The 26,567-nt window shown below is 67.1% G+C and carries 15 protein-coding genes; 6 read left to right on the forward strand and 9 right to left on the reverse strand.

The window, feature by feature from the left end:
• Positions 1 to 237 precede the first annotated feature (237 nt).
• From FHW85_RS14340 to FHW85_RS14350, 3 genes are all read right to left on the reverse strand, one after another.
• Positions 238 to 639: a hypothetical protein gene (locus tag FHW85_RS14340; RefSeq protein WP_168648692.1), complete on the reverse strand. Its 402-nt coding sequence runs from the start codon at positions 637 to 639 to the stop codon at positions 238 to 240.
• A 145-nt stretch (positions 640 to 784) separates the two neighbouring features.
• Entirely contained in the window at positions 785 to 1,234 is a 450-nt protein-coding gene (locus FHW85_RS14345; RefSeq protein ID WP_167256138.1) for a nuclear transport factor 2 family protein, read from the reverse strand.
• Between the two features lie 226 nt (positions 1,235 to 1,460).
• Positions 1,461 to 2,219 carry an SDR family NAD(P)-dependent oxidoreductase gene (locus tag FHW85_RS14350; protein ID WP_168648693.1) on the reverse strand — a complete coding sequence of 253 codons (759 nt, stop codon included), beginning with the start codon at positions 2,217 to 2,219 and terminating at the stop codon, positions 1,461 to 1,463.
• Positions 2,220 to 2,366: 147 nt separating this feature from the next.
• Between FHW85_RS14350 and FHW85_RS14355 the strand changes: the two genes are divergently transcribed.
• The 4 genes from FHW85_RS14355 (at position 2,367) to FHW85_RS14370 (ending at position 4,402) form a co-directional block, all read left to right on the forward strand.
• Positions 2,367 to 2,960 (forward strand): TetR/AcrR family transcriptional regulator, encoded by a 594-nt coding sequence (locus FHW85_RS14355; RefSeq protein WP_168648694.1) that lies wholly within the window; start codon positions 2,367 to 2,369, stop codon positions 2,958 to 2,960.
• Positions 2,961 to 3,042: 82 nt separating this feature from the next.
• A complete protein-coding gene (locus FHW85_RS22510; RefSeq protein WP_343203706.1) occupies positions 3,043 to 3,447 on the forward strand; it encodes a response regulator transcription factor in 405 nt (134 codons plus the stop codon).
• A gap of 108 nt (positions 3,448 to 3,555) precedes the next feature.
• On the forward strand, positions 3,556 to 4,092 hold the full coding sequence (locus tag FHW85_RS14365) for a DUF4199 domain-containing protein (protein WP_168648696.1): 537 nt from the start codon (positions 3,556 to 3,558) through the stop codon (positions 4,090 to 4,092).
• A gap of 52 nt (positions 4,093 to 4,144) precedes the next feature.
• Positions 4,145 to 4,402, forward strand: a complete 258-nt coding sequence (locus FHW85_RS14370) for a hypothetical protein (RefSeq protein ID WP_167256147.1) — start codon at positions 4,145 to 4,147, stop codon at positions 4,400 to 4,402.
• An 80-nt stretch (positions 4,403 to 4,482) separates the two neighbouring features.
• On the opposite strand, the gene FHW85_RS14375 is transcribed toward FHW85_RS14370, so the two are convergent.
• From FHW85_RS14375 to FHW85_RS14385, 3 genes are all read right to left on the reverse strand, one after another.
• Positions 4,483 to 6,303, reverse strand: coding sequence for a hypothetical protein (locus FHW85_RS14375; RefSeq protein ID WP_246866767.1), 1,821 nt, complete (start codon positions 6,301 to 6,303; stop codon positions 4,483 to 4,485).
• A gap of 254 nt (positions 6,304 to 6,557) precedes the next feature.
• On the reverse strand, positions 6,558 to 8,447 hold the full coding sequence (locus FHW85_RS14380; protein WP_168648698.1) for an alpha/beta fold hydrolase: 1,890 nt from the start codon (positions 8,445 to 8,447) through the stop codon (positions 6,558 to 6,560).
• A 96-nt stretch (positions 8,448 to 8,543) separates the two neighbouring features.
• The gene (locus tag FHW85_RS14385; protein WP_168648699.1) at positions 8,544 to 9,260 is read right to left on the reverse strand and encodes a GNAT family protein; all 717 of its coding nucleotides are present in this window, start codon (positions 9,258 to 9,260) and stop codon (positions 8,544 to 8,546) included.
• A 41-nt stretch (positions 9,261 to 9,301) separates the two neighbouring features.
• On the opposite strand from FHW85_RS14385, the gene FHW85_RS14390 reads away from it, so the two are divergent.
• Complete coding sequence (locus FHW85_RS14390) at positions 9,302 to 10,849, forward strand: PLP-dependent aminotransferase family protein (protein WP_210427807.1); 1,548 nt, start codon at positions 9,302 to 9,304, stop codon at positions 10,847 to 10,849.
• A gap of 10 nt (positions 10,850 to 10,859) precedes the next feature.
• On the opposite strand, the gene FHW85_RS14395 is transcribed toward FHW85_RS14390, so the two are convergent.
• Complete coding sequence (locus FHW85_RS14395) at positions 10,860 to 12,383, reverse strand: FAD-dependent monooxygenase (RefSeq protein WP_168648700.1); 1,524 nt, start codon at positions 12,381 to 12,383, stop codon at positions 10,860 to 10,862.
• A gap of 95 nt (positions 12,384 to 12,478) precedes the next feature.
• Between FHW85_RS14395 and FHW85_RS14400 the strand changes: the two genes are divergently transcribed.
• Positions 12,479 to 13,123, forward strand: a complete 645-nt coding sequence (locus tag FHW85_RS14400) for a TetR/AcrR family transcriptional regulator (protein ID WP_168648701.1) — start codon at positions 12,479 to 12,481, stop codon at positions 13,121 to 13,123.
• A gap of 86 nt (positions 13,124 to 13,209) precedes the next feature.
• Here the strand turns inward: FHW85_RS14400 and FHW85_RS14405 are convergent, their stop codons facing one another.
• Together FHW85_RS14405 and FHW85_RS14410 are read right to left on the reverse strand one after the other, a co-directional pair.
• Positions 13,210 to 14,676, reverse strand: coding sequence for a carbohydrate-binding protein (locus FHW85_RS14405; protein WP_210427808.1), 1,467 nt, complete (start codon positions 14,674 to 14,676; stop codon positions 13,210 to 13,212).
• 332 nt (positions 14,677 to 15,008) lie between these two features.
• Complete coding sequence (locus FHW85_RS14410; protein WP_168648702.1) at positions 15,009 to 25,895, reverse strand: autotransporter-associated beta strand repeat-containing protein; 10,887 nt, start codon at positions 25,893 to 25,895, stop codon at positions 15,009 to 15,011.
• Between the last annotated feature and the right edge of the window lie 672 nt (positions 25,896 to 26,567).

A 26,567-nucleotide genomic window follows, 5' to 3' on the forward strand; every position in this document is an offset into this window, starting at 1 on the left:
TATCACGCGGGCCGGTCAATGAAACGTGACAATCTACGGTTTACGCAAAGAAGTGCGAACTGGGTCGTGAATCATACGAATCGGCGAGAGAACCTGCCTTTTCGATTGGAGCGATCCAAATTCTTGCGGCGGACGGGCACCGCTTATGGCGTCTTCCAGGCCGCAGTTGTCAACCGATCGCCAAGCGCCGTATCCGCATTTATGCGAGAGCCGGCGCGGTCACCAGCGCCAGGCAGATCAGACGTAACGCGCTGCTGCCATCGTCACGATCGCAATCATCAGCAGGCCGGCGGCGACGCGATGCGCGATCAGGACGCGCGCGGGCAAGACGGCATCGCCAGCTTCGGCGCGCGCCTCGCGCAAGGCGCCGCCCACCACCGCCACCTGCACGATCAGCGCCGCGAAGGCGCTCAACGCGCCGATCATCAGGCTGCGCTCCATCGGTCCGACGGCTCCTTGATGGATCGTATGCCACAGATAGCCGCCCGTAAGAATGGCAACCGCGGCAGCTCCCATCTGCGGCCGGAACAGGCGCTTCGTTTCACTGCCGCCGGTGCGTGCCAGCGCGGCGGTACTGCCTGCCCAGAACACGGCGGCGAGAACGTGGAGAGAGATGGCGACGACTAATACGTATGACATCGGATGGCTCCAGCGTGGCGGATTGTATTGACTATACATTCTGTATATGTAAACACAAGGGCCGCCGGAACCACGGCATCGGCGCACTAAAAAAGGCCCGTGTCTGCCGCGGGCCTTCGCACTGCGCATGCCGCTTCAAGCGTGCTTATTTGACCGGATGGATCTGCGTAAAGATCACCTGCCACTGCCCGTTGCGTTTCGCCCACACATCGACGAAGCGTCCGCGGAAAGTGAACTCCTTGCCCTGGCTGCTGCCCTTCGCATCCACCATGCCGGCGAGCACCGCGCCATCGCTCCACACCTTGCTGACCTGATCGTAGAGATTGACCGAGATGGTCTTGTTGCCGGGCGCGGTCTGGTCGGCGATGAACTGCGCCTTGGTCAGGTTCTTTCCGGCGGTGCCGGCCAGCGTGTAATCGTCGGCGAGCACGCGTTCGAGTTCGGCCTTGTCGGCCTTGAACTGCGCGACGTCGTAAGCGGTAGCCGCGGCGGCGAGGTCTTTGGGCAGCTTGCTGTAGTCGCCGATTTCCTTGGCTTGTGCCGCGGTGGCGATCAAGGCGACGCAGATCGATGCGAGTACGAGCGATGTACGCATATCCCCTCCCAAGTGGATGTTCACGAGCACGACGAGCCGGAAAATCGGGAACGGAAATCGGGGGAAGCCAAGGCCGGCATTGGACTACCCGCCCGCCGCCGCTGCCTATGGGCCAGAAGTCAGTGGTGGCAACCGGTTGGCCATATCGCCATCCGGATAAAACGGCGAAGGGCCGGATCCTCCCGCAAGAGAAACCGGCCCTTCCCTGCTTCAGCGTTTATGTCTTTCAGGCAGCGCCGAACAGCGCCATGGCCTGCTCGTTGAAGCCGTTGACGAAGCCATGCTCGTTCGGCCCCACGTTGGCGCGGAACGCCTTGGCGTTCTCCACCAGCACTTCGTCCACATCGGTGCCCAGCACCTCGATGGTCTCGGCGATGAACTCGTCCAGCGGCATCGCCTGCTCCGCCTCCTGGCTGTTGAGCAGCTCGGTGCGCACCCACGGCGGCGCGATCTCCAGCACGCGCACGCCAGTGTTGCGCAGCATGAAGCGCTGCGACAGCACATAGGAATGCAAGGCCGCCTTGGTCGCCGAATAGACACCCGACACCGCCAGCGGCACGAAGCCCAGCACCGAGCTGGTGTACCCAACCACCGCGTTCTGTTTGGTCTTCAGATGCTCGATCAGTGCGGACGTCATGCGGATCGGACCGAGCACATTGGTGTCGACAGTTGCGGTGAGCATGGCGTCGTCGACCTTGCCGCCCACGCTGTCGATCTGCATCACGCCGGCGTTATTGATCAGCACGTTCAGATCGGGATGCGTGCGCACCAGCTGCGCGGCGACGCGCCCGATGCTGGCCGGATCGGTGATGTCCAGCTCGACCGCCTCCATGCCGGGGTTGGCCGCGATCACGGCATCGAGATGCCCGCGCCGGCGCCCGGCGATGATTACCTTGTTGCCGCGCCGGTGCAGCGCTTCGGCCAGGCCGCGGCCGATGCCGGAGGCGCCGCCGGTGATGAAGATGGTGTTGCCGCTGAGTTTCATGAGAGGTGTCCTTGCAGGAGGGGATTCACAATGGCGATCACCATTGACGTGGCGTAGAATCCGCTCGCGCCCGGATGATTGTCAATGGCGATCACCATCGTATTTTTTAATCGGTCCGATAGACGGCCACCGGAAAGGAGCGCGCCCATGGGCGTCACCAAGCAGCAAGCCATTGAAAACAAAAAGGCTATTGTCGAAGCTGCGGAGAAGCTTTTCCGCGAACGCGGCGTCGCCGCGGTGGGCCTGGCCGAGCTCACCAAGGCCGCCGGCTTTACCCAGGGCGGCTTCTACAACCACTTCAAATCCAAGGACGCCCTGGTCGCCGCCGTGATCGACAAGGCGATGGAAGACGGCGCCACCCTGTTCAACTGCGGCCTGCAGGCCGCCAAAGCCGCCAAGGCCGCGCCGGTGAAGCGGCACGTGGAGTGGTACCTGTCGAAGGAGCACCTGGCCAATATCGAGCAGGGCTGTCCGCTCACCGCGTATGCCGGCGACGTGCGCCGCCTCGGCGCGGAGGCGCGGCAGTCGTATGCGCACGGCCTGCAATGGAATATCGAGCAGTTGGCAAGCCTGATCGACAACGGCGACCCGCAAGCGAAACGCCAGCTGGCGGTGGCGCTTTTCAGCCAGCTGGTGGGCGCCTTGGTGTTGTCGCGCGCGGTGGCCGAGGCGGATCCGGCGCTGGCCGAGGAGATCCTGGAAGCCGGACGCCAGCAGTTGCTGCTGGCGCTGGAGAAGTAAGCGCGGCGCCCCGCTGCCGTCCGCGCCCCGGCGCTAAGATGCCCCTCTCAAGGGGAGCCGGGGGGCAGCGATGTGGAAGCGGGTGGCAGGTTACGGCGCGCTGCTGGCGGCGGGAACGCTGGCCCTGCAGTGGCTGGACTACCAGCGCATGGCGCGCCTGCACTCCGGCGACATCTATGTGTTCCTGATCGCCGCGGCCTTCCTGGTGCTCGGCATCGTGCTGGGGGTACGGGTATTCGCCAGGCCCGCCGAAGCCCCCGCCTTCGACGGCAACCCCAAGGCGCAGACGGCGCTGGGCCTCAGCGGCCGTGAGCTGGAAGTGCTGCACGAACTGGCCGCCGGCCACTCCAACAAGGAGATCGCCGCGCACCTGTACGTATCGCCGAACACGGTGAAGACCCACGTGGCGCGGCTGTTCGAAAAACTCGGGGCAAAGCGTCGCACCGACGCAATCCGGCGGGCACGCGAGCTGGGCATCGTGCCCTGAGGCCGCTGCTTTTGAGGTGAAAACACCCGAATCATCCATTCGGGCGATTGCCGCAGGACGCCGGATCGCGGCCAATGGCGCCACCATCCATCGCTGAGGAGCAGCACCGTGTTGCGCACCATCCTGAAGTACGGCCTGATCGCCGGCCTGGTCGTCGGCGGCTTCGAACTCGCCACCTTCGTGCTGTTCTCCGGCATGCCGCCGCTGAAATACGGCATGGTGGTCGGCTACACCACCATGCTGATCGCCCTGAGCGCGGTGTTCGTCGGCATCAAGCGGCACCGCGACGTGGACCGCGGCGGGGTGATCGGCTTCTGGCCCGCGCTCGGGGTCGGGCTGGGCATCAGCTTCATCGCCGGCATCTTCTACGTGGCCGCGTGGGAAGCGGTGCAGTCGATGATGCATATGGATTTCGCCAGCTCCTACGCGCAGGCCATCATCGCCAGCCAGAAGGCCAAGGGCGCGAGCGCCGAGGCGCTGGCGAAACTGACCACCGAGATGGAGGCGTTCAAGGTCCAGTACGCGAACCCCATGTACCGCCTGCCGATGACCTTCGCGGAGATCTTCCCGATCGGGGTGCTGGTGTCGCTGGTCTCGGCGGGGTTGCTGCGCAACAGCCGCTTTCTGGCGGTGCGGCGGGGATAATGAGCATAAGCTTGAGGTCATGGATCGAAACCTGAAACGGAGAAGAAACGCCATGACCAGGGATGACGCCGAGCGCTTGAACGTGGTGTTCCTGCAGATCGTCGGCCGGCTGGACGAAACCGCGGCTTTTGTGCAGGAAAAAAGCGACAAGACGGAGTGGCACCTTTATCGCCAGGCCGTGGGCAGCGCGATGGCCGGGGTCTTCGAACTCGCGGAGGGGCTATGGGCGCGCTTCCCTGATCTCAGGCCCGAGCAGCTCGGCGGCACTTACCAGGTCGATCTGCTTATCTACGAGCCGCGTTTTTACTGAATTGCGATAAGCAGCGCTTGGAAATGGAACAGGCGCGGTGAAGTATTTTCACCGCGCCCGCTGTTTTCTGCTCTTGGAACTCAGAGCCCGATCGCCGAAACCCGCGTCGCCCAATTACCCAGCGCGCCGCGCGTGCCGCCGCACTGGAACAGCGGCGGCGTCAGGTACTGCGCCAGCGTGCAGGTCTGCGCGATGTACTCCGAAGCCAGCCAGATCGTATTGCCGTCGGCCGCGGCCGCGCCGTAATCGCCCCAGCGCGGACGGTTGTCGCCCAGGTAGGGAATGCCGGTAAAGCCATCCCACGGACCCGCGCCCGCCGCGGCGATATGCACGTCGCCGGCGCCGGCCTTCGCATCCAGGCTGGCATAGCCCGCGCTCGGATAATCGTTGGGTCCGACCACGGTGAACGCGATCACGCCCCGCCCGCTCTGTGTCACGGCTGCCGCGCCGTAGGTGAGGTTGGCATCGGGCAAGGCCAGGGTGCCGTTGGCGAAGATGCCGCCGGAATCCGGATTGATCACGAAGTAGTTGATGCCCGAACCATGGCTGCCATCGCCGAGCAGCACGTCGGTATCCAGTGTGCCCCACAGCTTGCCGTTGGCATAGCTCACCTGCTGCATGCGCGAGTCGTTCACCGCCAGGTCGCGTGGCGCGGGATAGACGAAGTTCGGATAGCCGAGGTAGGCCGGTGCGCAACCGGTCAGCGCAAAGCAATCGCGCAACGGCGTACTGCCTGGCTTCTGCTTCGCAAGACTGCTCGGCACGGCATACGGTTGCACGGTCAGCGGCGCCACGTTCAGCGACACGGCTGACGGCGTGGTGTCGATCGCCCGCGTATTCGTCACGGTCCACAGCCACAAGGTGTTGGACGTGCCCGAGTCGTAGAACACGGCATCGGAACTCAGCAGGTATTCGGTGCCGTTATGGCCGCCGGCGTATTGCCCGCCGGAGGAGATGGCCGGCCATACCGTGAATGCGGGCGCGGGGATATCCGGATCGCCGCCGTTGAACATCGCCACATTCGCCGGCTGGCCCGACGCCAGCGCCTGCTTGGAAAGCACGTAGATCTGCGCGCCATAGAAGCCGTCGGCGAACAGCGCGAACTCATTGGTGGTCAGGAAGATCGCGTTGGCGTCGGCGCCGATATGCGGATAGTCGCCCAGGCAGAAGCCGCCCGCGCAGGCGTGATCGGGCGTGCCCTGCGTGCCGTTGTTCTGCACCGGCAAGCGGTAGATGTTCCAGGCGCCGGTGGGGTCGGCGGTCTGGCTGACCGCGATGTCCAGGTGATTGGTGCCGGCGAAGGACGACGTGGTGCCGAAGCGGTCCAGCGTCAGCACGACATGGAACCAGCGCCGCGTGCCCGCATCGTAGTAGCAGCTGGGGTCGGTGATTTCCGGTCCATAGGCGCCCGTGGCGCGATTGATCGCCGCCGGATAGTGATAGAAGGTGTTGAGATCGACCGGCCCGACCAGCTTGTTGCCGGCGCTGCCGTAGATGGCCATCACGTCGTTGACGCTTTCCACGACGAAGCCGTTGCCCGCGCACAGGCCCTGATCCGGCGGCTCGATCGAAAACTGGTTGCCGCCATTGGCATAGCGCTGATCGTGGAAATTCAGGCCGTCGAAGCCGCCGAGCAATTCGGGGCTGGATTTGGCCCGCTTCGCATTCGCCTGCCGGTTGCTGCCGGCGTTCCCGTGCGGAAGGCCGCGGTTGATCACCGGTTTCGAGCCGACGTCACCCACGTCGCCCGAATCGGCATCGCCGGCGCTGGTCGCCGGATCCAGTTCCAGGCTGGTGATCGGTGCGCCGCCCAGCGGCGTGGTGACCGGCACCGTGGTACCGCCGCGTTGCAGTTTCAGCGTGGCTGGCGATGCGCCCAGGGCGCACGTGGCGAACGCCATGGAAGCCATGGCGAAAAGCAATCGAGTCTGCATAGCACTGGGTCTCCCGTTCGTATCGATAGGTGACCGCGCCCCCGGTAGAACGCCCAGATCGGCTGCGCCGACCAGCGCTCGCGCAAGTACGCATAGGTTGCATATGCGTGCGGGGACGATAGGCGCATCGGCCGATCGGCGCCATCGTCCATAAGGCCGGGAACAGCGCTTAAAAGACAGCTATGCGTAAGCCTGGCAGCCCTGGCGGGTTCGCGCTGGCTTCAGCGCTGCGCTCCGGTCGCCGCCATGTGCACGCGCAGGATCCGCCGCAACTCCAGAATCGCCGCCGGCGTCTCCTGCACGCTATGCCACGAAGGCACTGCCAACTCCGACTCGGCACCTTCCAGGTGCGCGCTCTTGTACGGCACCACGCCGTCGCTGCTGTCAGCCAATGGCCCCGGCGGCGTATAGACACCGACGATGGTGTGGTAGCGCACCGCGGGCGACATCGGCAGATCCGCCGCGGCCATGATGAAAGGATCGGTATCGCTGAGGTTGTCGACGCTGTTGGGAATGCGCACCGGCGTGCCGCCCTCGCCGTCCTTCAGCAGGTCGGCCACGCCGGCCACTTCCTTCAGCACATTGGCCGGCAGGCGGATCAGGTTGGCCATCCAGCGCGCCAGCGTGTTCTGCGCATAGGGCGTACCGCGCTGCGGCGAGGCCAGGAATACCGCGCGCGTCACCTGCGGCATCGGCGTGAACTGCAGATACGGCGCCAGCCGCTCGCGCAGGCGCGCCTGCTTTGCCTTCGAGAGATTGTCGCGCGCCGGCATCAGGCTCCACAGCTTGTCGCCGCTGGAGGACACCAGCAGGCGCGCGATCACGCCGCCCATGCTGTGGCCGATCAGCACCACGTTATGGGAAGCCCTCGCCTGCCCGCCCGGATCGAAATGCTGGAAGGTGGCGTCGAGCGCCTTGCGGATATTGGCGAGGTTCACCGCGATCGGCGCATTGGTCGGGTAATAGATTTCCCACACCTGGTAATTGCTGCGCAGCTCCTCGTCGCCCATCACCTCGTTGGATACGTTGATCCATGCCTCCGGGCTGCTGGCCAGGCCGTGCAGCATGACGACGGTCATGCGGCTGGGATCGTAAGGCTGCATCAGCAGCACGCGCGGCGTCTGGATGCCGCCTTCCCTGCCCAGCAGCGAACGGATCGACTGCGTGGCGAAGCCCGAACGCGCCAGCCACACACCGTAGGCCGCGGTGAAGTTGCCGGCCAGCGGCACCTCGTGCCCGGCCACGGTCATGGTGTCGTCGTGATAGGGATCCTCGACCTGCACCGTCGCCCGCCTGGTGGCGAGCACTTCGTCCAGGTTGGCGCCGTCGAACAGGATGGCGCCGGTCATCGACACATAATCGGGATCGCGCCACGGCACATCCCTGGATGGCGCGTCCGGCGGCGCCACCGCTACGAATTCCGAACCGAAACCGTCGCGCCGGTACACATTGCGCACGCCGTTGAAGCGCAGCGTCGAGGCGGGAATCAGCTCCGCCGGATCGGTAGCCGCACCTGCCCAGCGCACCGCCGGCTCGTTGCCGGTGACATGCCAGCCGGCCAGCTCGGCATGCCTGGCATGCCGCTCCAGCCGTGGCAGCTCCTGGAAGAAGCGCGTCATCGAGCGCTGTACGGCAAAGTTGTAGAAGCCGATCACCCGCACCTGGCGCAATTCGAAGGAGCGCTCGGAGGGTTGGCGCTTCGTATAGAACAGGTAGGCATAGGCGTAGCGCCCCGCCTGCAGGTAGGCATCGAGCGCCTGGTCGCTCATCTGGGTATCTCGCGTGCTGCGGTCGGTGCGGATGGCCAGGCCCAGCCACAGTTCGGACAGCGCGGACAGCCGCTGCTCGTCGTCCAGGCCCGGCGAATGCAGCACGGTGTCCACGCAGGCCGGAAAGGCCCGCTCGCAATCGCGCGCCGCCAGCGCCACCACGTTAAGCGATTGCACGGTCTGGTCGCTCAGGCGCCCGGTGCTGATCACGTCGCCGCGCTGCTCGCTCACCGAATCGTGGGCATTGATGCGGCTGACGCCGACCATGGCGCAGCCGTGCAGGCATAGCAGGGCAGCCAGCACGACGCAGCGCGCGAGCAAGGCGTGGCTTGGGTGTTTCATGCGTGCACAGGCCCTTGGGTGCTTCGGAATGAAGCACGCGTGGGCGGATTTTGTCACAGGAAGGTTGCCGTTCCGCAGGGCACCCCCTCCCCTGCGTTACGCCTGTTCGGCGCGAATCGCCGCCAGCGAGCGGCGCTGGTTGCCTTGCTCGTCGAAATTGGCAGGCGCCAGCCAGGCGTCGAAAGCCGCCGACAGCGCCGGCCAATCGCGGTCCGTCATGGCGAACCATGCGGTGTCGCGGTTGCGTCCCTTGTAGACGACGGCCTGGCGGAAGGTGCCTTCGTACTGGAAGCCGAGCCGTGCGGCGGCCGCGCGCGAAGGCGCGTTGAGGTCGTCGCATTTCCATTCGTAGCGGCGGTAACCCAGCCCGTCGAATACATAAGTCATCAGCAGGTATTGCGCTTCCGTCGATACCGGCGTGCGCTTCAGTGCCGGCGAGAACGCCACGAAGCCGACTTCGATCGAGCCGTTGGCCGGGTCGATGCGCAGCAGCGCAAGGGTGCCGACCGCGCGGCCGCTGGCGCGATCGATCACCGCGTAATGCAACGGGTCCGCGCTCGCTTCCACTTTGTGCGCGTGGACCAGGTAACTGGCTTCGTCCTCGAACGGACCGACGGACATATAGGTCCAGTCGCGCCCGTCGGGAGCCATGGCGTAGGCGGCATACAGCTCGGCCCCGTGGCGTTGCGCATCGAGCGGTTCGAGGCGGCAGTAGCGGCCGTCGAGCGTCACGCGGCCGGGGCGCGGGCGTGGGGTCCAGCCGGACACGGGCAGTCCGATGGGTTGTCCGTAGGTGTTGGCGGTGTGGGACAAGGCGCGGTCTCGCTGGGTGAGCCGGCGGCGGGCCGGCGTGTTTGAAGATCGTAGGCAGGCCTAGGTACCATGAAAAGCGCCAGATCATGGCAGTTTTATGGTGCCACACGATGACGCTTCCCCGTGCCCACCGCCCGACCCGGCAGCAGCCATTGGATGCACCGCTATCGCGCGCCCGCAGCGCGCCATCGCTGCAACGCCAATTGCTGCTGCGGCTGCGCGAAGCCGTGCTCGGCGGCACGCTGCCGGCCGGCAGTCCCTTGCCGGGAACACGCGCGCTGGCGGAGGCGCTCGGCATCTCGCGCAACACCGTCATGGCCGTCTATGAGCAACTGCTGGCCGAAGGATTCGTGCAATCCGACCGGCGCGGCACGCGCGTCACCGAGCTGACCCGGCCGGCGCGCACCAGGCAGGCGGCGGCGCCGCCGGTGGTTGCGCGCAGGGTGGCGAACCTGCGTCCACGCGCAGCCACGCCACCCGCGCACGAGGGCGGCCATTTCCGGCCCGGCGTGCCGGCGCTCGCGCAATTCCCCACCGGCACATGGCGGCGCGCACTCGATCGCGCCATGCGCGACCACGGCCCCGCCGCACTGGGCTATGGCGACCCGGCCGGCGAACCCGCATTGCGCGCGGCGATCGCGCGGCATCTCGCCGTCACCCGCGGCGTGCACTGCGAACCGGCCCAGATCGTGGTGACCGAAGGCGCGCAGGACGCGCTGGCCTTGTGCATGCAGTTGCTGACCAATCCGGGCGACGTGGCCTGGACCGAGGAACCCGGCTATCGCGGCGCACGCACGGCCATGCATGCCGGCGACCTGGAGGTGGTACCGGTGCGCGTCGACGCGCAAGGCATGTGCGTGGAGGCTGCCGAGGCGAACGCGCCGGCGCCGCGGATCATCTATACGACGCCGTCCAATCAATATCCCACCGGCGCGGTGCTCTCGGTCGCCCGCCGCCTCACGCTGATTGAAACGGCGCGCCGCCATGGCGCCTGGGTGATCGAGGACGATTACGACAGCGAGTTTCGCCACACCGGCGAACCGGTGGGCGCGATGCAAGGCCTCGTGGCCGATGCACCCGTGCTGTACCTGGGCTCCTTCAGCAAAACCATGTTTCCCGCGCTGCGGATCGGCTTCCTCGTACTGCCGCATGGCCTGATGCTCGTAGTCGCCGACGCGCTGCGCGAGCTGCAGCGCGGTGCGCAACGCCATGCGCAACTGGCGCTGGCCGACTTCATCGGCAGCGGCGAATACGCGCGCCATCTCGGGCGGATGCGGCGCTTGTACCGCGACCGGCGGCAGGCGCTGCTGCAAGCCCTGGAAGGCGTTTTCTCCATCGAGCATCAGGTCGAGGGCGGCCCCTGCGGCTTGCATCTGACGGTGCGGCTGCCGGCCCGCTATCCGGATCGCGAACTGGTCGGCGCAGCGCGAGCGCACGGCGTGGGTGCGCTCGCGCTGTCCTCGTTCATGGGGAAGCCAGGCCCGGCCGACAATGGCCTGGTGCTGGGGTACGGCAACACGCCCGAGCATCTGTATCGGCCGTTGCTGCGTACGCTTGCGAAGCTGGCTCGCGGCATCGGCGCGCGTTGAGCCCTGGTCATCAATGGAGGGACTGGCCGAACCATCGAGCCACGGCGTTCCCTGCTTCGCCAGCATGCAGCTCGCCTTCGCTGGCCCAGGCGACGAAGCCGTCGGGGCGAACCAGGAGGACGCTCACGCCCAGGCTGTTTTTCGCATGGCTTGAGATATAGGCGACCCGATCGCTCCAACGTTCCGCCAGCGACTGCAGCGGCGCGCTTGCATCGAAATCGACGACCAGGCCCTTGCCCGCTTTCAGCCATTCCCCAAGCCTGGTTCCATCGGCCAGCTCGAAATCCGGCGTACTGTATCCCGCCAGCGGGTGGCTTTCGCCGAGCTCATAGCGAAGCGCCACGCCCCATACGCGCTCGGCGAAATACGTCGCGCCGTCGCGCGTATCGATCAGGTCGCGGATGATCGCCTCCAGTGCACGCGAGCTGGCACTCGGCCGCATCAGCGCCACCTGCGCACGCGACCAGTCCAGCACCTTGGCGCCTATCGGATGGCGTTCGCTGGTGTAGGTATCGAGCAGACCTTCGGGTGCGTGGCCGTGGATGGTGGCGGCGAGTTTCCATCCAAGGTTCATCGCGTCGCCGATACCGAGGTTGAGGCCCTGCCCGCCCAGCGGCGAATGGATGTGCGCGGCGTCGCCGGCGAGCAGCACGCGTCCGTTGCGATATGCCGTCGCCTGTCTGGCGCGATCCGTCCAGGTGGTTGCCAGGCGCAGGGCGGTGACGGTGACCTCCACGCCGGAGACGCGGCGCAGCACGGACTGCACATGTTCGAGCGCGACCGGCTGGGTACGGTGATAGGCGCCGCCATCGAAGTCGACCATCGCGATCGTTCCGGGTGCCGTGTAGGTGTACATGCCCGTGGCGGTGTAGTGGCGTCCGGGGCGCAGTTGTTGGGGATCGGCCAGTTCGACTTCGACCGAATAGCCGGTGAATTCCGGATCGGTGCCGGCAAACTCGAAGCCGCCCAGCTTGCGTACCTTGCTGCGGCCACCATCGCAGCCGACGAGCCAGCGTCCGTGAAAGGTTTCACCTCCCGCCCGAATCGCCACGCCGCCATCCGATTGCTCGAAGCCCTCGACGGCAAAGCCACGCCGCACCTTCGCTCCCAATGCGTTCGCACGCGCGGCCAAAGCGGTTTCGAGGGATTCCAGCTCGACCATCATGCTGGTGCCTGCCGGCGTGGGCAGGCGGTACGGCCACTTCGAAATGTCGACCTGGTCCTGATAGAACTGGATGCCGGCGAAATGCCCCGCCGGCTGGCGCGGCTGGCCCAGCCAATGCGCCGCTGCCGTGCCGTTGGCGCCATCCTTTGAAAGTTTCGGCACGGGAATCCCGTCCAGCAGCCCGCGGCGATAGAAAGCTTCGATGGTAGGCGCGGACAGGCCGCGCATGCCGAACGGCAGGCGCTTCAGCGGCGAATGCGGATCCTCGGCCTGCTCCAGCACCAGCACCGAAACATGGGCCAGGCGCAGCTCGCAGGCCAGGAACAGGCCGACCGGGCCGGCTCCGGCGATAACGACGTCGTAGATCAAGGCGATTTCCTTGGGCGGAGGCCGGATTGAAGGGGGTGTCGGATGCCCGGCCAAAATGTTACACTGAGTGTAAGTTTTGCGGGACGAGCATCGACATGTCAAATCCGCCCGGTCTGCGGGACAGCAAGAAGGCAGCCACGCGCCAGATGATTTCGGACGTGGCGACGCTGCTTTTCGTCGAACGCGGCTTCGAGAACGTCTCCGTGGACGAGATCGCACAGGAAGCCGGCGTCTCCCGCAAAACCGTGTTCAATTACTTCCCGCGCAAGGAAGACATGGTGTTCGACCGCGAGGACGAAAGCCGTGAGCTGGTGCGCCAGGCCATCGCCGCCAACGGAGACCAGCCGCCTGTGCCGGTATTCCAGGCCTTGATGCGTGCATTGCTGGATGAGCAGCACCCGATGTTCCGCATCAACAAGCGCCCCATCCAGTTCTGGAGCACCGTCGCCGACAGCCCCGCACTCACCGTGCGTGCGCGCGAGCTGCAGGGCACGCTGGCCGACGATCTGGCGGCGATGCTCGCCGATGCCGTCGGCCGCCCGCATGCCGATCCCGAAGCGCGCCTTGCGGCGACCATGCTGGTCGGCACGCTGGTGGTGGCATATGGCGAAGCGCTGCGCGCCTTCCGCGCGAAGCGGAAGGCGCGCGAGGCATTCGCGAGCGTGATGGAACGGGGCTTCGCCGGCGTGAACGCCGCACTCTCAGCCACCCCCTACATCGAAGCCAGCACCCCAAGGTAGGTTGGAGTGAACGCAGCGAACTCCAACAGGAACGCCACGGCCGGGCGCCCGTTGGGGTTCGCCACAGGCTCACCCCAACCTACACGTCAGAGCTGCGAAAGCGTCGTCGCATTGAACTTCATGCCCAGGTTGCTCTCGAGATTCCCGATCGCGAACTCCAGCACGCTGAAGAGCTTCGCCCGATCCGCCGCATTGCCGATATCCAGGCTCGCCGTGCCGGCCACACCTGCCTGCCCCAGCGCCGCATTGAACGCCGCCTGCGCCTGCGCCGCCGAGATATAGCTGGACGAAGTGCCGGAAGCGTTCGCGTAAGCCAAGGTCTGGAACACGCTGGAGAACACGCTTCCCAGCGTTCCCGCGCTGACATACACGTGATTGGCCGGCGTCACCAGCGTGGTCGCGCTGGTCGTCGGTATCGGCTTGTCGTACAGCTGGTCCAGGTAATAACGCACCTGGTACGGATACTGCCGATACGTATCCTGCACGCCCCAGATCGAGCTGTACGCATCCACGGATGCCACCGTCGCCGGCGTGGCCGTCGCCCCCAGCCGGCTGTAGCTTCCCACCAGGCCGCCGTAATAGCCCTGGTTATAGGCCACGTTCAACAGCACGTCGAAGAAGTTGTTCGGCAGCGTCTTGAAATTGACCAGCGCATTGTTGAAGGCCGGCTGCCATGGCGTGACCCATCCGCCCTCGCCGGTGCCGGTCACGATCAGCGCGACAAAATCGTTGTAGTGGAAATAGGCCGTCAGCATCGGCCCGTAGTACTTGTTGTTGAACGAGGCCGGCGTCGGCTTGCTGTACTGCGTGGCGGCGGTGGCCATGGTGTAGCCGATATGCTTCTGGATCGCGATGTAATTGATCAGCGAATGCCCGGCCGGCGCATAGCTGCCGGACACCATGTCCGCGGCGTAGTTGTTGATCTGGTACGGACCGCCCTGCCCAACGCCCATCACCGCCTGCTGGTCGGGCGAGGGATCGATCAGCGGACCGCTGCCGACATAATCCTGCGTGGCGATATTTTCCTGCAGCAGCTGCGCCAGCACCGAGCCGTAGACGTAGTCCTTGTTGAACTGCAGGCCGGGGTAGTACTCCTGCACCAGATGGCCGTACATCACGCCGGCGATCAGGTTGGACACGATCAGGTCGGTGTAGTTGTCGCCGGTGAGAACCAGCTGGTCCTGCGCATTGCCCACGCCCAGCAGCAGATGGAAGTTGATCGTGCCGGAAGTGCTGCCAACCGGCGGCGGCGGTGGCGGCGGCGGATTGGTGCCGCCGCCGCAATTGGCCACCACCGTCCACGGCTGGCCGCTGCCGGAAGCGCCGCTGTGCGTGGCTGGGTCGTCGCCGCGCGTCCACCAGTTGGCGGCGTAATTGACGCCGTTTTCGCTCGCCTGGTCGCCGCCGACGTAAATGGTCGAAGCGTTCCAGGCGACCGAACAAGCCGGTTGCGATTGCGCATGCGCACCGATGGACACCGCGGTCAAAGTCGCCGTGGCGATCGCGCGCATGCCGAGGGTGGACCACTTCGCCAGATGCTGCTTGCTGGGCATGGACATGTCTCCGAGTGAAGGCTGCTGATGGGCCGTGGTATCCATCGGCCGGGATGACAACGATTCCCCTCTTTCCCGTCAGCCGCGCGCAGCCTCACGCATCCACCCCCTTACCGGGCTGGATGAAAGAAGCCAAAAATACGAACAGCAGCGCCCGTCGAACGGCGATGACAACGTTGTCTATCGTTGCGCCGTTATCGCGCCAGCGACCGTGATGCGGATCGCAAAGGCGGGGATCGTCGCGCCTGGCCAGCAGACGCGATCGAATGCCTGGCGCAAGCATCAGCCGGAGAAAAAGCCCCTCTCCCATGCGGGAGAGGGACTTGGGGCCGTCACCACCGCATGCGGAAGCCCAACGTCCCGTTGAGCGCATGCGAATCCCCGAAGTGCTTCAAGCCGGTCGAAGCCTGCACTTCGCCGTAGACCGAATAGCGTCCGTCCGCCCAGTCCAGCGACGCGCCCAGGCCGAAGCCGCCCCACAGGCGCTCGTTGCGCGAGGTGAAGTCAGTGCCTGCCACGTTCACGCGCGCATCGCCGCCAAAGTTGCGATACAGATTGGCAATGGCATAGACGTGCGTGGCGACCGAACCCGACTCGCCCTGGCGCGCACTGCGGTAATCGGCCATCACGCCGGCACGTGCGGTGGTCGTGGTGCCCTGCTGCTGCGCCACGTGCGCGCCGAACGCATCGTTGAAGCTGTCGAAGCTGGCCTTGCCGTACGTCAACTGCGCCTGCGGAACCAGCGACCACTGGTCGCCCAGCCGGAAGCGCCGGCCGGCTTCCACGCCCAGCGCGTACGCGCTGCCCTTGTTGCCGTCTTCCAGCAACTGCGCCAGCGTGGTCGAACGCAGATCGGTATCGAGACTGGACCAGCGCGCCTGGCCGTCGACATAGAAACCGTTCTCGCCGTACCAGGTAAGCGTGCCGCCGATGCCGTAGCTGCGCGTCTTCAGGCGGCCCTGGCCGTATACCGACTGCGCATTCGACTGATAGCGGCCGTATTGCAGCGTGGCGCCGCCCACCAGCTTGCCGCCCTCGCCTTCGCTCAGCGTGGTGTCGATGCCGGCCTCGGCTTTCCAGGTCGACAGGTCGTAGCGCGTGGCGCTGGTGCTGGTCTCGGGCTTGAAGCTCTGGTCGCCGCCCTCGACGCGCATCCACAGGCCTTCGCCGGGTTTCATGTTGTCCTCGGCCTGCACGCCGGTCCACAGGCGGTCGCCGGTGCGCTGGAACAGCGTGCCCAGCGTATTGACCTGCTGCAGGATGCCGGCATAGGCCTCGTACAGCGGCACGCCAGGCTGGTACAGCGGCTGCGGATTGCCGGGGTTGCCCGGATCCGTCGGTCCGGTGGAACCATTCACCAGCGCCGAGCGCAGATACCAGTCGCCGTCGTTCGCATTGGCCGTGCCCTGGTACAGCCGATACGCATATGCGCCGGCCACCACCGCCTGCTGGCCCTGGAACACGTAATCGCCCTGCAAGGCGAATGTGCCGCCGGACGTGCCCTGCACATCGATCAGCTTGATGCCCTGCGCGGTCTGCGCACCCGCGCCGCCGACGTTGTTGACGCGCACCACGGTGTTGCCGGAGGTGTTGCCGGCGACCACCAGCTTGTCGGTGGCGGAACTGTCGTCGCCAAGCACGGTGTTGAACAGCAGCGTGCCGCCCTGTCCGGTGTAATCGCCGCGCACCGTCAGCGTAGCGCCCGGCGCCGCACCGAAGTGCACCGTGCCGGCATTGCTCAATGCGCCGATGCTTTGCGCGTGGCCGGCGAGATCGAGCGTGGCATTTCCCTGCACGGTGAACGCGGAAGCGGCGTTGAACGCATGGTCCACCGCCGCCGCCAGCGTGCCCGCCGCCACCGTGGTGGCGCCGCCGTAGTTGGACGTGCCGGCCAGCACCAGCGTGCCGTTGCCCACCTTGGTCAGGCTGCCGCTGCCGCCGATGCCGTTGGCCAGCTGCAGCGTGGTGCCGTCGTCGGCGTCGATGGTGGCGGCGCCGCCTACGCCGACCGTGCGGCTGCTGAGGATGTTGCCGGTGGTGTGCAGCGTGCCGTCGTCGATCGACAGGTTGCCGGAGGATTGGCCGAGACTGCCGTCGTTCGATATCTGCAGCGTGCCGGCGTGCACCGTGGTGCCGCCGGTATAGGTGTTGACGCCGGTCAGCACCAGGGTGCCGAGATCGTCCTTCACCAGCATGCCGCTGCCGGTCAGCGCCGCATCGATCGTGGCCGTCATGCCGGCACCAGCCGCGGTGCCGTCGCCCACGCGGATGGTGTCGGCGCCGCCGGCCAAGGTGACGGAGCCGCCCGTCACCCGGTAGCCGTCCACCTGGAACTGCATGCCCGACGCGCTCACCTGCCCGTTGGCGTTGTCCACCGTGACCGTGCCGCCCGCGCCGCCGAACACCGCAAACGTGCCATTGGTGTACGGCGCATTGAGCGCGCCGCTGGCGTCGGTCCAGTAGTCGTTGTCGGCCAGGCGCCAGGTGCCGGTGCCGCCGTTGATGGCGCCGTCGTTGGCGTGGCCCGGGCCGTCCCAGAAGCTCAGCGTCAGCCCGGCGCTGTTCACCAGATTGACCTGGTGGGCGATCGAGGTCTGCACGAAGGCATCGCCGCTCGGCACCGCACCGAGCGCGAGGCCGTTGTCGGTCAGCGCGCCGTCGTAGCTGAAGAGCCGATACACGCCCGCGCCGAAGCTGCCGCCCGCGGTGGCGGTCACGTCGAGCGCGCCGTCCAGCGTGAGGTTGCCATGCACCACGGTGAGGTCGTTGAGCGCGCCACCGGGCGTGCCGGCCTGGCCGAGCTGGTAGGCAAGCTTGCTGTTGGCGCCCAGTGCGAGGTTGCCGTTGATGGTGAGCGTACCCGCCGCGCCGGCATCGCCCGGACTCAGCGTGGCGCCGTCGGCCACCGTTACATTTCCGCCGATGGTGCCCATGCCGCCCAGGGTGGCGCCGCTCTGTACCGCGGTGGCGCCGGTGGCGCCGGACTGGTTGCCGTTCACCAGCAAGCTGCCCGACTGCACCGTGGTCGCGCCGGTATACGTGTTGGCGCCGCCGAGCACGGTGGTGCCGCTGCCCTTCTGCACCAGCGCGCCGGTGCCGGAAACCACGCCGCCGAACGCGTAGCTGTCCGAGCGGTTGAATGCCAGCGTGCCGTTGTTCGCCACATCGCCCAGGACCGAGCCGGCCGCGCCGCCCTCGCCCAGCTGCAGCACGCCATCGGTGACGGTGGTGCCGCCGGTGTAGGTGTTGTCGCCCGCCAGCACCAGGCTGCCGAGATCGGACTTGGTCATGCCACCAGTGCCGCTCAGCACCGAAGCAATGGTCGCCGTCATGGCGGTGCCGGCCGTGGTGCCGTCGCCGACGCGGATAACCGTCGGCGATGCACCGAGCGCGATGCCGTCGCCCTGCACGCGATAGCCGTCCACCGCGAACTGCATGCCGCCGCTGTTCACCGCGCCGAGGCTGCCGTCCACCGTCACCGTGCCGCCGGTGCCGCTGAAGATGGCGAAGGCGTTGTCCTGGTACGGCGCGTTGATGCTGCCGTCGGTCACCGTCCAGTTGTCGTTGCCGGCATTGTTCTGCCACACGCCGTCGCCGCCCTGGATCTGGCCATCGCCGCGCGCGCCGTTGCCGTCCCAGAAGTTGACGTTGAGGCCGGCGGTGTTGACCAGGTTTACCTGGTGCGCGATCGAGGTCTGCAGGAAGTAATCCGGCGACGGCACCGAGCCGATGCTCATGCCGTTGTCGGTAAGCGCGCCGTTGTAGCCGACGACGCGGTAGATACCCGGATCGAAGTTGCCGCCGGAAGACACCGCCACGTTGAGCGTGCCGTCCAGCGCGAGGTCGCCGTTCACCTGCACCAGGTCGTTGAGCGGACCGCCCACCACGTTGGCCTGGCCCAGATTCACGTTGAGATTGCTGGCGTTGCTCATGCCCAGGTTGCCCTTGACGGTGAGCGTGCCCGGCGCGCTGCCCACGTCGCCCGGGCTCAGCGTGGCGCCGTCGGCCAGCGCCACGTCGCCGCCGACGATGCCCTTGCCGCCGAGCGTGCCGCCGGCATCGACCGAAGTGGCGCCGGTCGCCGCACTCTGGTCGCCATTGATGAACAGGCCGCCCGCACGAACGGCGGTGATGCCGCCGTAGCTGTTGTTGCCGCTCAGCACGGTGGTGCCCGCGCCCTGCTGTTCCAGCGAGCCGGTGCCGGAGATCTGGCCGGCGAACGCCAGGGTGTCGGCGCGGTTGAAGACCAGCGTGCCGTTGTTGGCCACCGCACCCAGGAGCGAACCGCTGGCGCCGCCGTTGCCTACCTGCAGCGTGCCGGCCTGGATCAGGGTGCCGCCGGTGTAGCTGTTGTCGGCACCCACGATCAGCGTGCCGCTGCCGTCCTTGTTCAGCGAACCCGCGCCCGCGATGGCGCCGTTGAGCGTCAGGTCGGCATCGTTGAGGAGGCGCCCGCCCGCGCCGTTAAGCGCGACCGCGCGGCCGGAAGTGATGGCGGCGGTGTTCTCCAGCACACCGTTGTTGAACGTCAACGCGCCGCTCGCATCGCCGAGGTTGGCATCGCTGGACACGATGATGCCGCCTGCGTTGATGATGGTGCCGCCCGTATAGGTGTTGCTGCCGTCCAGGGTGAGGCTGCCGCTGCCGGTCTTGGTGAGCCCGCCCGCGCCGGTGACGGTGCCGCTCAGCTCCAGGTTCGCCTGCGTCTCGAAGGTGGCGCCGCCCTGGTTGATCGTCACCGCGCGCGCAGTGGAGATCGCCGCGGTATTGCGCAGCGTGCCGCCGTCGAAGGCCAGACCGCCCGCCGCGTTGCCGAGATTGGCATCGCCCGCCACCTGCAGCACGCCACTGTTGACCGTGGTGCCGCCGGCATAGGTGTTGGCGCCGCTCAGCACCAGGGTGCCGAGATCGTCCTTCACCACACCGCCGGTGCCGGCCAGGACCGCGGCGATGGTCGCCGTCATGCCCGCGCCCGCGGCGGTGCCGTCGCCCACGCGGATGATGTTCGGCGCGCCGCTCAGGGTGAGCGCGCCACCAGCGACGGTGTAGCCGTTCACCGCGAACTGCATGCCCGAGCTGGTCACCGCACCCAGGCCGTTGTCCACCGTGACCGTGCCCGGCGCGCCCATGAAGATGCCGAACTCGCCATCGGTATACGGCGCATTGTACTGGCCGGTCTGGTCGGCCCAGTTGGCATTGCCGGCCGAGTTCTGCCAGACGCCGCTGCCGCCGTCGATGGTGCTGTTGGCATTGCCGCTGGGGCCGTCCCAGAAGTTGAGCGTGAGTCCGCCGCTGTTGAGCAGGTTCACCTGGTGCGCCACCGAGGTCTGCACCTGGAAGCTGCCGGACGGCGTGGTGCCCAGTGCAAGGCCGTTGTCGGCAAGCGAACCGTCGTAGCTGATGATGCGGTACAGGCCCGGGCCGAAGCTGCCGCCCGGCGTCGCCGCCACGTTGAGCGTGCCATCCAGGCTCAGGTTGCCGTGCACCACGGTGAGGTCGTTGAGCGCGCCGCCCACCACGTTGGCCTGGCCGAACTGGTAATTCATCGCGGCGCCGGCATTCAAGGCCAGGCTGCCGTTGACGGTGAGCGTGCCCGCCGCGCCGGCATCGCCGGGATTGAGCGCGCCGCCATTGGCCACCGTCACGTCGCCGCCGACGATGCCCTTGCCGCCCAGCGTGCCGCCGTTCTGCACGGTGGTGGCGCCGGTCGCACCGGTCTGGTCGCCATTGACCAGCAGCGTGCCGGCCTGCACGGTCGTCGCGCCCTTATAGGTGTTGGTGCCGGTGAGCACGGTAGTGCCGTTGCCCAGCTGCGTCACGCCGCCGGTGCCGGAGACCAGGCCGCCGAACGTATAGATGTCCGAACGGTTGAAGGCCAGCGTACCGTTGTCCACCACGTCGCCGAGGATGCTGCCGTTGGCGCCGCCATTGCCCAGCTGCAGCGTGCCGGCGGTAATCGTGGTGCCGCCGGTGTAGGTGTTGGCGGCGGTGAGCACGGTGGCGCCGCTGCCTTGCTGCACCACGTTGCCGGCGCCGGAGATGGTGCCGGGCACGGTCGAAGTGTCGGCACGGTCGAACGCCAGCGTGCCCGCCGCGACGATGACGTTGGCGCTGGCGATCGAACCGGTGGTGCCGCCGGCGCCGAGCTGCAGGATGCCGCCGTTGATCACGGTGTTGCCGGTATAGGTATTCGTGCCCGTGAGCGCCCAGGTGCCGGCATCGTTCTTCGCCACCGTGGTGATGCCGCCGGAGGCGTCGATGATGCTGCCGCCCATCACGTTGAGGCCGGTGTTGGTGCCGCCCAGGCCCAGCGTGCGGTTGCCGGCGCCGGCATAAGCCGCCGAACCGGTGTTGGCGAACACGATGGCGCCGGTGCCGGAGGACTCGATCACGCTCGAGCCGGTGGACAGCGTGAACAGGCGGTCGGTGGTGTCGCCCGCGCCGGTATAGCGCAGCGTCGCGCCGCTGCCGATCACCAGGTTGGCGGCGGCAGCGGAGGATTGGCCAAGGCTGCTGACCTGGCCGCCGTTGGCGAGCTTGTCCACGCCCAGCACGCCACCGATGATCGTGGTAATGCCGGTATAGGTGCTGGCCGGGTTGCGCAGGATCCAGGTGCCGGTGCCGGTCTTGCGCACCGAGGTCTTGCCCGTGCCGTTGTCGGACAGCTGCAGGGCCAGGCTGTTGTTGCCGGTGCTGGTGCCGGTGAGCGTGACCGTCTGCGTGGTGTTGGGGCTGCTGAAGGCGAGCGCGCCGGTGTTGGTGAACTGCACGGCGCCAGTACCTGAGGCATCCAGCGCGCTGCTGGCGGATGCGCCAAGCGTCAACAGGCGATTGGTACTGTCGCCGGCGCCCACGTACATCAGCGTGCCGCCATTGAGCACCAGGTTGCCGGCGCCGACGCTGGACGCGCCGATGGAGCTGGCGGTGCCGCCATCGGCGAGCTTGAACACCTGCAAGAAGCCGGCGTTGACCGTATTGGTGCCGGTGTACGTGCTGGTGCTGCCGGAAAGGTATTCGAAGCCGCCGCCATTCTTGACCAGGCCGCCGGTGCCGGTGATTGCACCGGCGTAATTGGCTGCCGCCTGGCTGCTGGCACCGTTGGTCACCGTGAGCGTGGCGCTGCCCAGGTCGATATTGCCGCCCGTAGTGCCGCCGCCGTAGAAATAGCTTACGTTGGTGTTGAAGCTATTGAGGTCGACCAGCACGCCAGCGGTGTTGTCCAGCGCCAGATAGCCGGTGCCGAACGCGTTGGCCGCGGCAGCGCGCAGGATACCGCCGCGATTGTAGGTGCCGCCGGTGTAGGTGTCGGCGCCGCTCAGCACCAGGGTGCCCGGGCCCTGCTTCTGGAACTGCCCGCCGCCTTGTATCGGGCCGCTGACGCCGAGCGTGGTGGCCGCATTGCCGATATTGATAGCGCCGTTGCCGCTGAGCAGGATGCCGCGGTCGATCGCCACGCTCGCGCCGGTATAAACCAGCGTGCCGCCGTACAGCGTGAGGTTGGCGGGCGCGCTGCTGGAAGCGCCCACGCCGCTGGGCTGGCCGCCGTTGGCAAGGCAGTCGGTGCTGAGCGTGGAGGAGTTGAGCGTGGTGGCGCCGGTATACGTGTTGCCGCAGCCGCTCATCGTCTGCGTGGCGCCGTTGATCGACACGCCGCCGGTGCCGCTGATGGCGCCGCTGAAGTTGCCGGTGGTGTTGGTCTGCAGCGTGCCGGCGCCGAGCGTGACATTGCCGGCGCCGTACAGGCCGCCCACCCATACGTTGTGGCCGGCAAGATCCGCGGTCGCACCCGCATTGACCGTCAGGCGCCCCGCGCCCGAGCCATTGGCGGCGCCGCCGAACGCCTGGTTGGAACCGGCGCGCAGGATGCCGGCATTGACCGTGTTGCCGCCGTTGTAGGTATTGGTGCCGGACAGCACCAGCACGCCCGCGCCGTCCTTGGTGAGCGAACCCGCGCCAGTCACCGTGCCGCTGTCGGTAAGCGTGGTGGACGCCTGCGCGACGTCGACATGCCCACCACCGGAACCGAGCGTAAAGCCGCGGTCGATCGATGCGGTGGCGCCGCTGTATTGCAGGCTGCCGCCGGTCTGCAGCACCAGGTTGGCCGGATCGCTGCTACCGGCGCCGATGCCGCTGGCCGTGCCGCCGTTGGCCAGCGTGCCGACCGACAGCGTGCCGTTGCTCACCGTCAGCACGCCGACGAAATCGTTGACCGCATTCGCCAGCGTCAGCGTGCCGGTGCCGGTCTTGTTGAAGCCGGCGTCGTCGGGGCTGGTGACCACGCCGCCGAGGGTCACGTTGGCCGTACCGTCCACCTGGATGGTGCGCGACGGACCACCATTGACCAGGGTGAAGCCGCGGTCGCTGCTGGCGGTGGCGCCGATATAGCGCAGCGTGCCGTTCTCGATGATCAGGTTGGACGACGCATTGCTCGACGCGCCGAGCGCACTCGCCGTGCCGCCGTCGGCGATGCTGTTGATCCTCAGCGTGCCGCCGCTGACCGTGGTCGCACCCGTATACGTGTTGCTGCCGGTGAGCGCCACCGAGCCGGCACCCGAGCCCCCCGAGGCGAAGCTGGTGGCACCACCGTTATCGACGATGGTGGAGCTGATACTGAATACGCCCCCGCCGTTCTGCAGCACACCCAGCGGACTGCCACCGGCTCCGCCGGTCATACTGCCGCCCTGGAAGACCTGCGACGCGGTACCCGACAACGGCGAGACGATGATGCTGCCATCCACGCTCAGCGTATTGCCGGCGCCGATGGTCACCCCCGAGTTGGACGGCGCGGTGACCTTGAGGCCACCCAGCGCGACACTGCCGTTGACTGTGCCGAAGTACGGCGTGTTGGCATTGCCGCCTTCGTCGCTGACGATGTCGCCGTTGAGCCAGGTGCTGGCGTCGTCCTTGTTGGCATACGCGGTGAAGGCGGTGATCACGCCGCCGGTGACTTGCGCGTAGTCCGTGCCGTTGACCGTGGCCCAGCCGCCGAGCGCGCCGTCGGCATGCGTGGTGGTGATGGTGCCGCCGGTGTTGAAGCCGAAATCGACCAGGCCGCCGCTGCGGTTGATCGCGCCCAAACCCAGCGTCAGCGTGCCGCCGGTGCCGGCGGTGGCGCTGATGCGGTTGCTGCCGGCGGTGACGTTCAGGCCGTTGAAGCTCTGGCTGTTGGCGCCCGCCTTGCCCTTGATCGAGAGCGTGCCGCCGGCCAGGTTGAGCGACGAGCTGGCGCTGACGATCTGGCTTGCCGGCGCGCCGGCCACGGTGAAGTCCAGCGCCAGCGTACCGCCGCCGATGGAAGTGGCGCCGCTGTAGGTGTTGGCGCCGCTGAGCGTCTGCGTGCCCGCGCCGAGCTTGGTCAGGCCACCGCTGCCGGCTATCGCGCCGCCATAACCGGTGGTGCCGCTGGCGGCGTTGAGCGTGAGCGAGCCGCCGCCGAGCTGCAGCGTGCCACCGGTGCCGGCGAGCGAAGGCGCGGTGATGTCGAAGTTGTTGAAATCCAGCGTGCCGCCGTTGACGACCAGGCCCTTCGAGTTGCCGAACGCATTGGCGCCGCCCGCGGTGAGCGTGCCGGCCTGCACGGTGGTGGTGCCCGCGTAGGTGTTGGCGCCACTCAGCAGCCAGCTGCCGCTGCCGTTCACCACCAGGTTGCCGGTGTTGGATATGACGCCGCTTACCGTATTGGCGCCGGCGTAGCTGCCGCCAAGGGTGAGCGTGTCGGTGCCGCCGTTGACGAAGGCGATCTGGCCGGTATAGGAGAGCGCGCCCGTGCCGTCGTTGTAGAAGGCGCTGAGGCCGTCCGAGGTGAGCGTGCGGTTGGTCGAGGTGGCCGCGCCGACATAGCGCAAGGTGGCGCTCTGCAGGTTGAGGTTGCCGACGTTGTTCAGGCCGAACGAACTGGCGGTACCGCCATCGGCCAGCACGGAAGCGACCACCGTGATGGTGTTGATGGTGGAGGGGCCGGTGTAGGTATTGGCGCCGCCGAGGGTGATGGTGCGGCCCGCGCTGCCGGTATACGAGACCGTGCGGTCCGACGTGCTGCTGATCGTGCCCAGCAGTTGCATGTCGCCCGATACCGCCTGGAAGTTCTGGCCGGTCGTCCATGCGCCGGTCAGTCCGATATTGCCGGTCAACGTCAGCGTGCCGGTGCCGATGTTGCGCAGCGCGTTGCCGCCGCTGGAAGTGTTGGCGAAGCGCCAGTCGCGGTTGGACACATTGCCGGCGCCGCCGTAATTGAGCGTACCGCCCAGGCCGCCGCCGGCCTGCACCACGATCAGGCCGTTGGCCGCCGTGGTCGGCGCACCGACCGCGCTCGCCTCGCCAATATTGCCGACGGAGGTGATGCCATAGGTTCCGCCGGTATAGAAGTTGGTCACACCGTCGTAATTGCTGGCGGCATTGCCCATGACCACGCCGCTGCCGGCATTGACGTTGCCGGTGCCGGTGAAACGGGCATAGCCGACACCGTTGCCGGTCAGCACCACGGTGCCGCCGGTCAGCGTGACCACGCGAGTCGAGGCGAGTTGACCGCCGCTGGCGGAAAGCCCCGCGCCATTGGCCATGGTGATGCCATTGCTGGCCACACCGAGGGCGGCATCGTTGGTGACCGAGATCGAACCACCGGTGATGTTGATGCCGCCACTGAAGGTGTTCGCTCCGTTCAGTGCCAGCGCGCCACTGCCGCTCTTGGCCAGCCCCGCGGTGCCGGCGATCACCGAGTTGATGGTGGCCGAGCCGGACACGCCGGGCGTGGTGCCGGCCAGGGTCAGCGTACCGCCGTTGATGCCGTAGCCGGCCACGTTGAAGGTGAGCGTGTTGACCGTGATCGGCGCCTTGAGCGTGACGATGCCCGCGGTGCCGGCGAAGATCGCGTTGTCGAGCGCGGTGTTGTTCCAGCTGTAGAACGGTCCCGCCACGCCATCGTTGGCGGCATTCCAATACGGTGAGACGAGCTCCCAGTCGCCGGTGCCGCCGCTGCCGTTGGAGCCGCCGTTGACGTCCCAGTAGCGGTCGGCGGCATGCACCTGCGGCACGGCCAGCGCGGCGAGCACCGCCAGGCGCAGCGTCCATGCGCCAAGGTTCGAGCGCGCCGGCGCTGCGCGCTCGTCCGCACCCGCAACGCCGCAGCGGCCACGCCCCTTGCCATGCTTCCCGGTGAGTTCGGAGGCAACGACCCAGGCGTTCAAGGCGCGCGACCACACGATGCGGAATACACGATTCATAGGTTTTCCCCTGTAAGGAGCAGCAAGCGTCCGCACGGCGGCGCACGGCCACCGACGATGGAAACAAAATGGAGTGCGCGGCGTGCCGCGCCTGGCGATAGCCGGAGCGGCCGGCTCAGCAGCGCGGCGGCGGCCGCGCCTGGTCGACGCGGCTCAGCGCCATGGGCGCGAAGCGGCGCTGCGGATTCGCACAGCTGCCCGCGAAGCAGATCGCTCGCGCTGCGTGCGTCATGGGTTGCCTGAACACATCGGCCCTGCCAGTTGAAGAACTCACGATCCCCCTCCGGCGCTGCTCCATGCGAGCGCCAGTGTCTTCAAACACGTCGGACGGCGGCCGGCAGATGCCGGTGTCGGTAGCCAGCAAGGCGAGACACCCCTGTCCCTTGTCGGACCATCATACGAAAAATATTACCCGCGTAAGGTGTGCGTAAGGTCACTGCTTTACGCATCCGCTTATTCACGTTGATTTCGCGGGCAGTACGCCTGGCGCCGTATGCAAAGCATGGCGAACGCGACGAAGTGAGCGCCCATGTCCCAGCCAGTGAGTGCACTTGCGGTTGGCGGCAAGCGATCGGGACCGGTGCGGCGCGCTGATGAGGTCGGGTCCGGATTCCCGCGTTTCACGCCGATCTTTTGCATAGACAGAGCAATCGCGCGCCATGCATGACGCAA

This window comes from Dyella sp. SG609 (assembly GCF_012275375.1).
GTDB lineage: Bacteria > Pseudomonadota > Gammaproteobacteria > Xanthomonadales > Rhodanobacteraceae > Dyella_D > Dyella_D marensis.

Coding starts and splice junctions, on each gene's coding strand:
- FHW85_RS14350 (WP_168648693.1), bottom strand. CDS start 2,219: ATGAAACTCAGCGGCAACACCATCTTCATCACCGGCGGCGCCTCCGGC.
- FHW85_RS14345 (WP_167256138.1), bottom strand. CDS start 1,234: ATGCGTACATCGCTCGTACTCGCATCGATCTGCGTCGCCTTGATCGCC.
- FHW85_RS14355 (WP_168648694.1), top strand. CDS start 2,367: ATGGGCGTCACCAAGCAGCAAGCCATTGAAAACAAAAAGGCTATTGTC.
- FHW85_RS14410 (WP_168648702.1), bottom strand. CDS start 25,895: ATGAATCGTGTATTCCGCATCGTGTGGTCGCGCGCCTTGAACGCCTGG.
- FHW85_RS14405 (WP_210427808.1), bottom strand. CDS start 14,676: ATGCCCAGCAAGCAGCATCTGGCGAAGTGGTCCACCCTCGGCATGCGC.
- FHW85_RS14400 (WP_168648701.1), top strand. CDS start 12,479: ATGTCAAATCCGCCCGGTCTGCGGGACAGCAAGAAGGCAGCCACGCGC.
- FHW85_RS14340 (WP_168648692.1), bottom strand. CDS start 639: ATGTCATACGTATTAGTCGTCGCCATCTCTCTCCACGTTCTCGCCGCC.
- FHW85_RS14370 (WP_167256147.1), top strand. CDS start 4,145: ATGACCAGGGATGACGCCGAGCGCTTGAACGTGGTGTTCCTGCAGATC.
- FHW85_RS14375 (WP_246866767.1), bottom strand. CDS start 6,303: ATGGCGTTCGCCACGTGCGCCCTGGGCGCATCGCCAGCCACGCTGAAA.
- FHW85_RS14380 (WP_168648698.1), bottom strand. CDS start 8,447: ATGAAACACCCAAGCCACGCCTTGCTCGCGCGCTGCGTCGTGCTGGCT.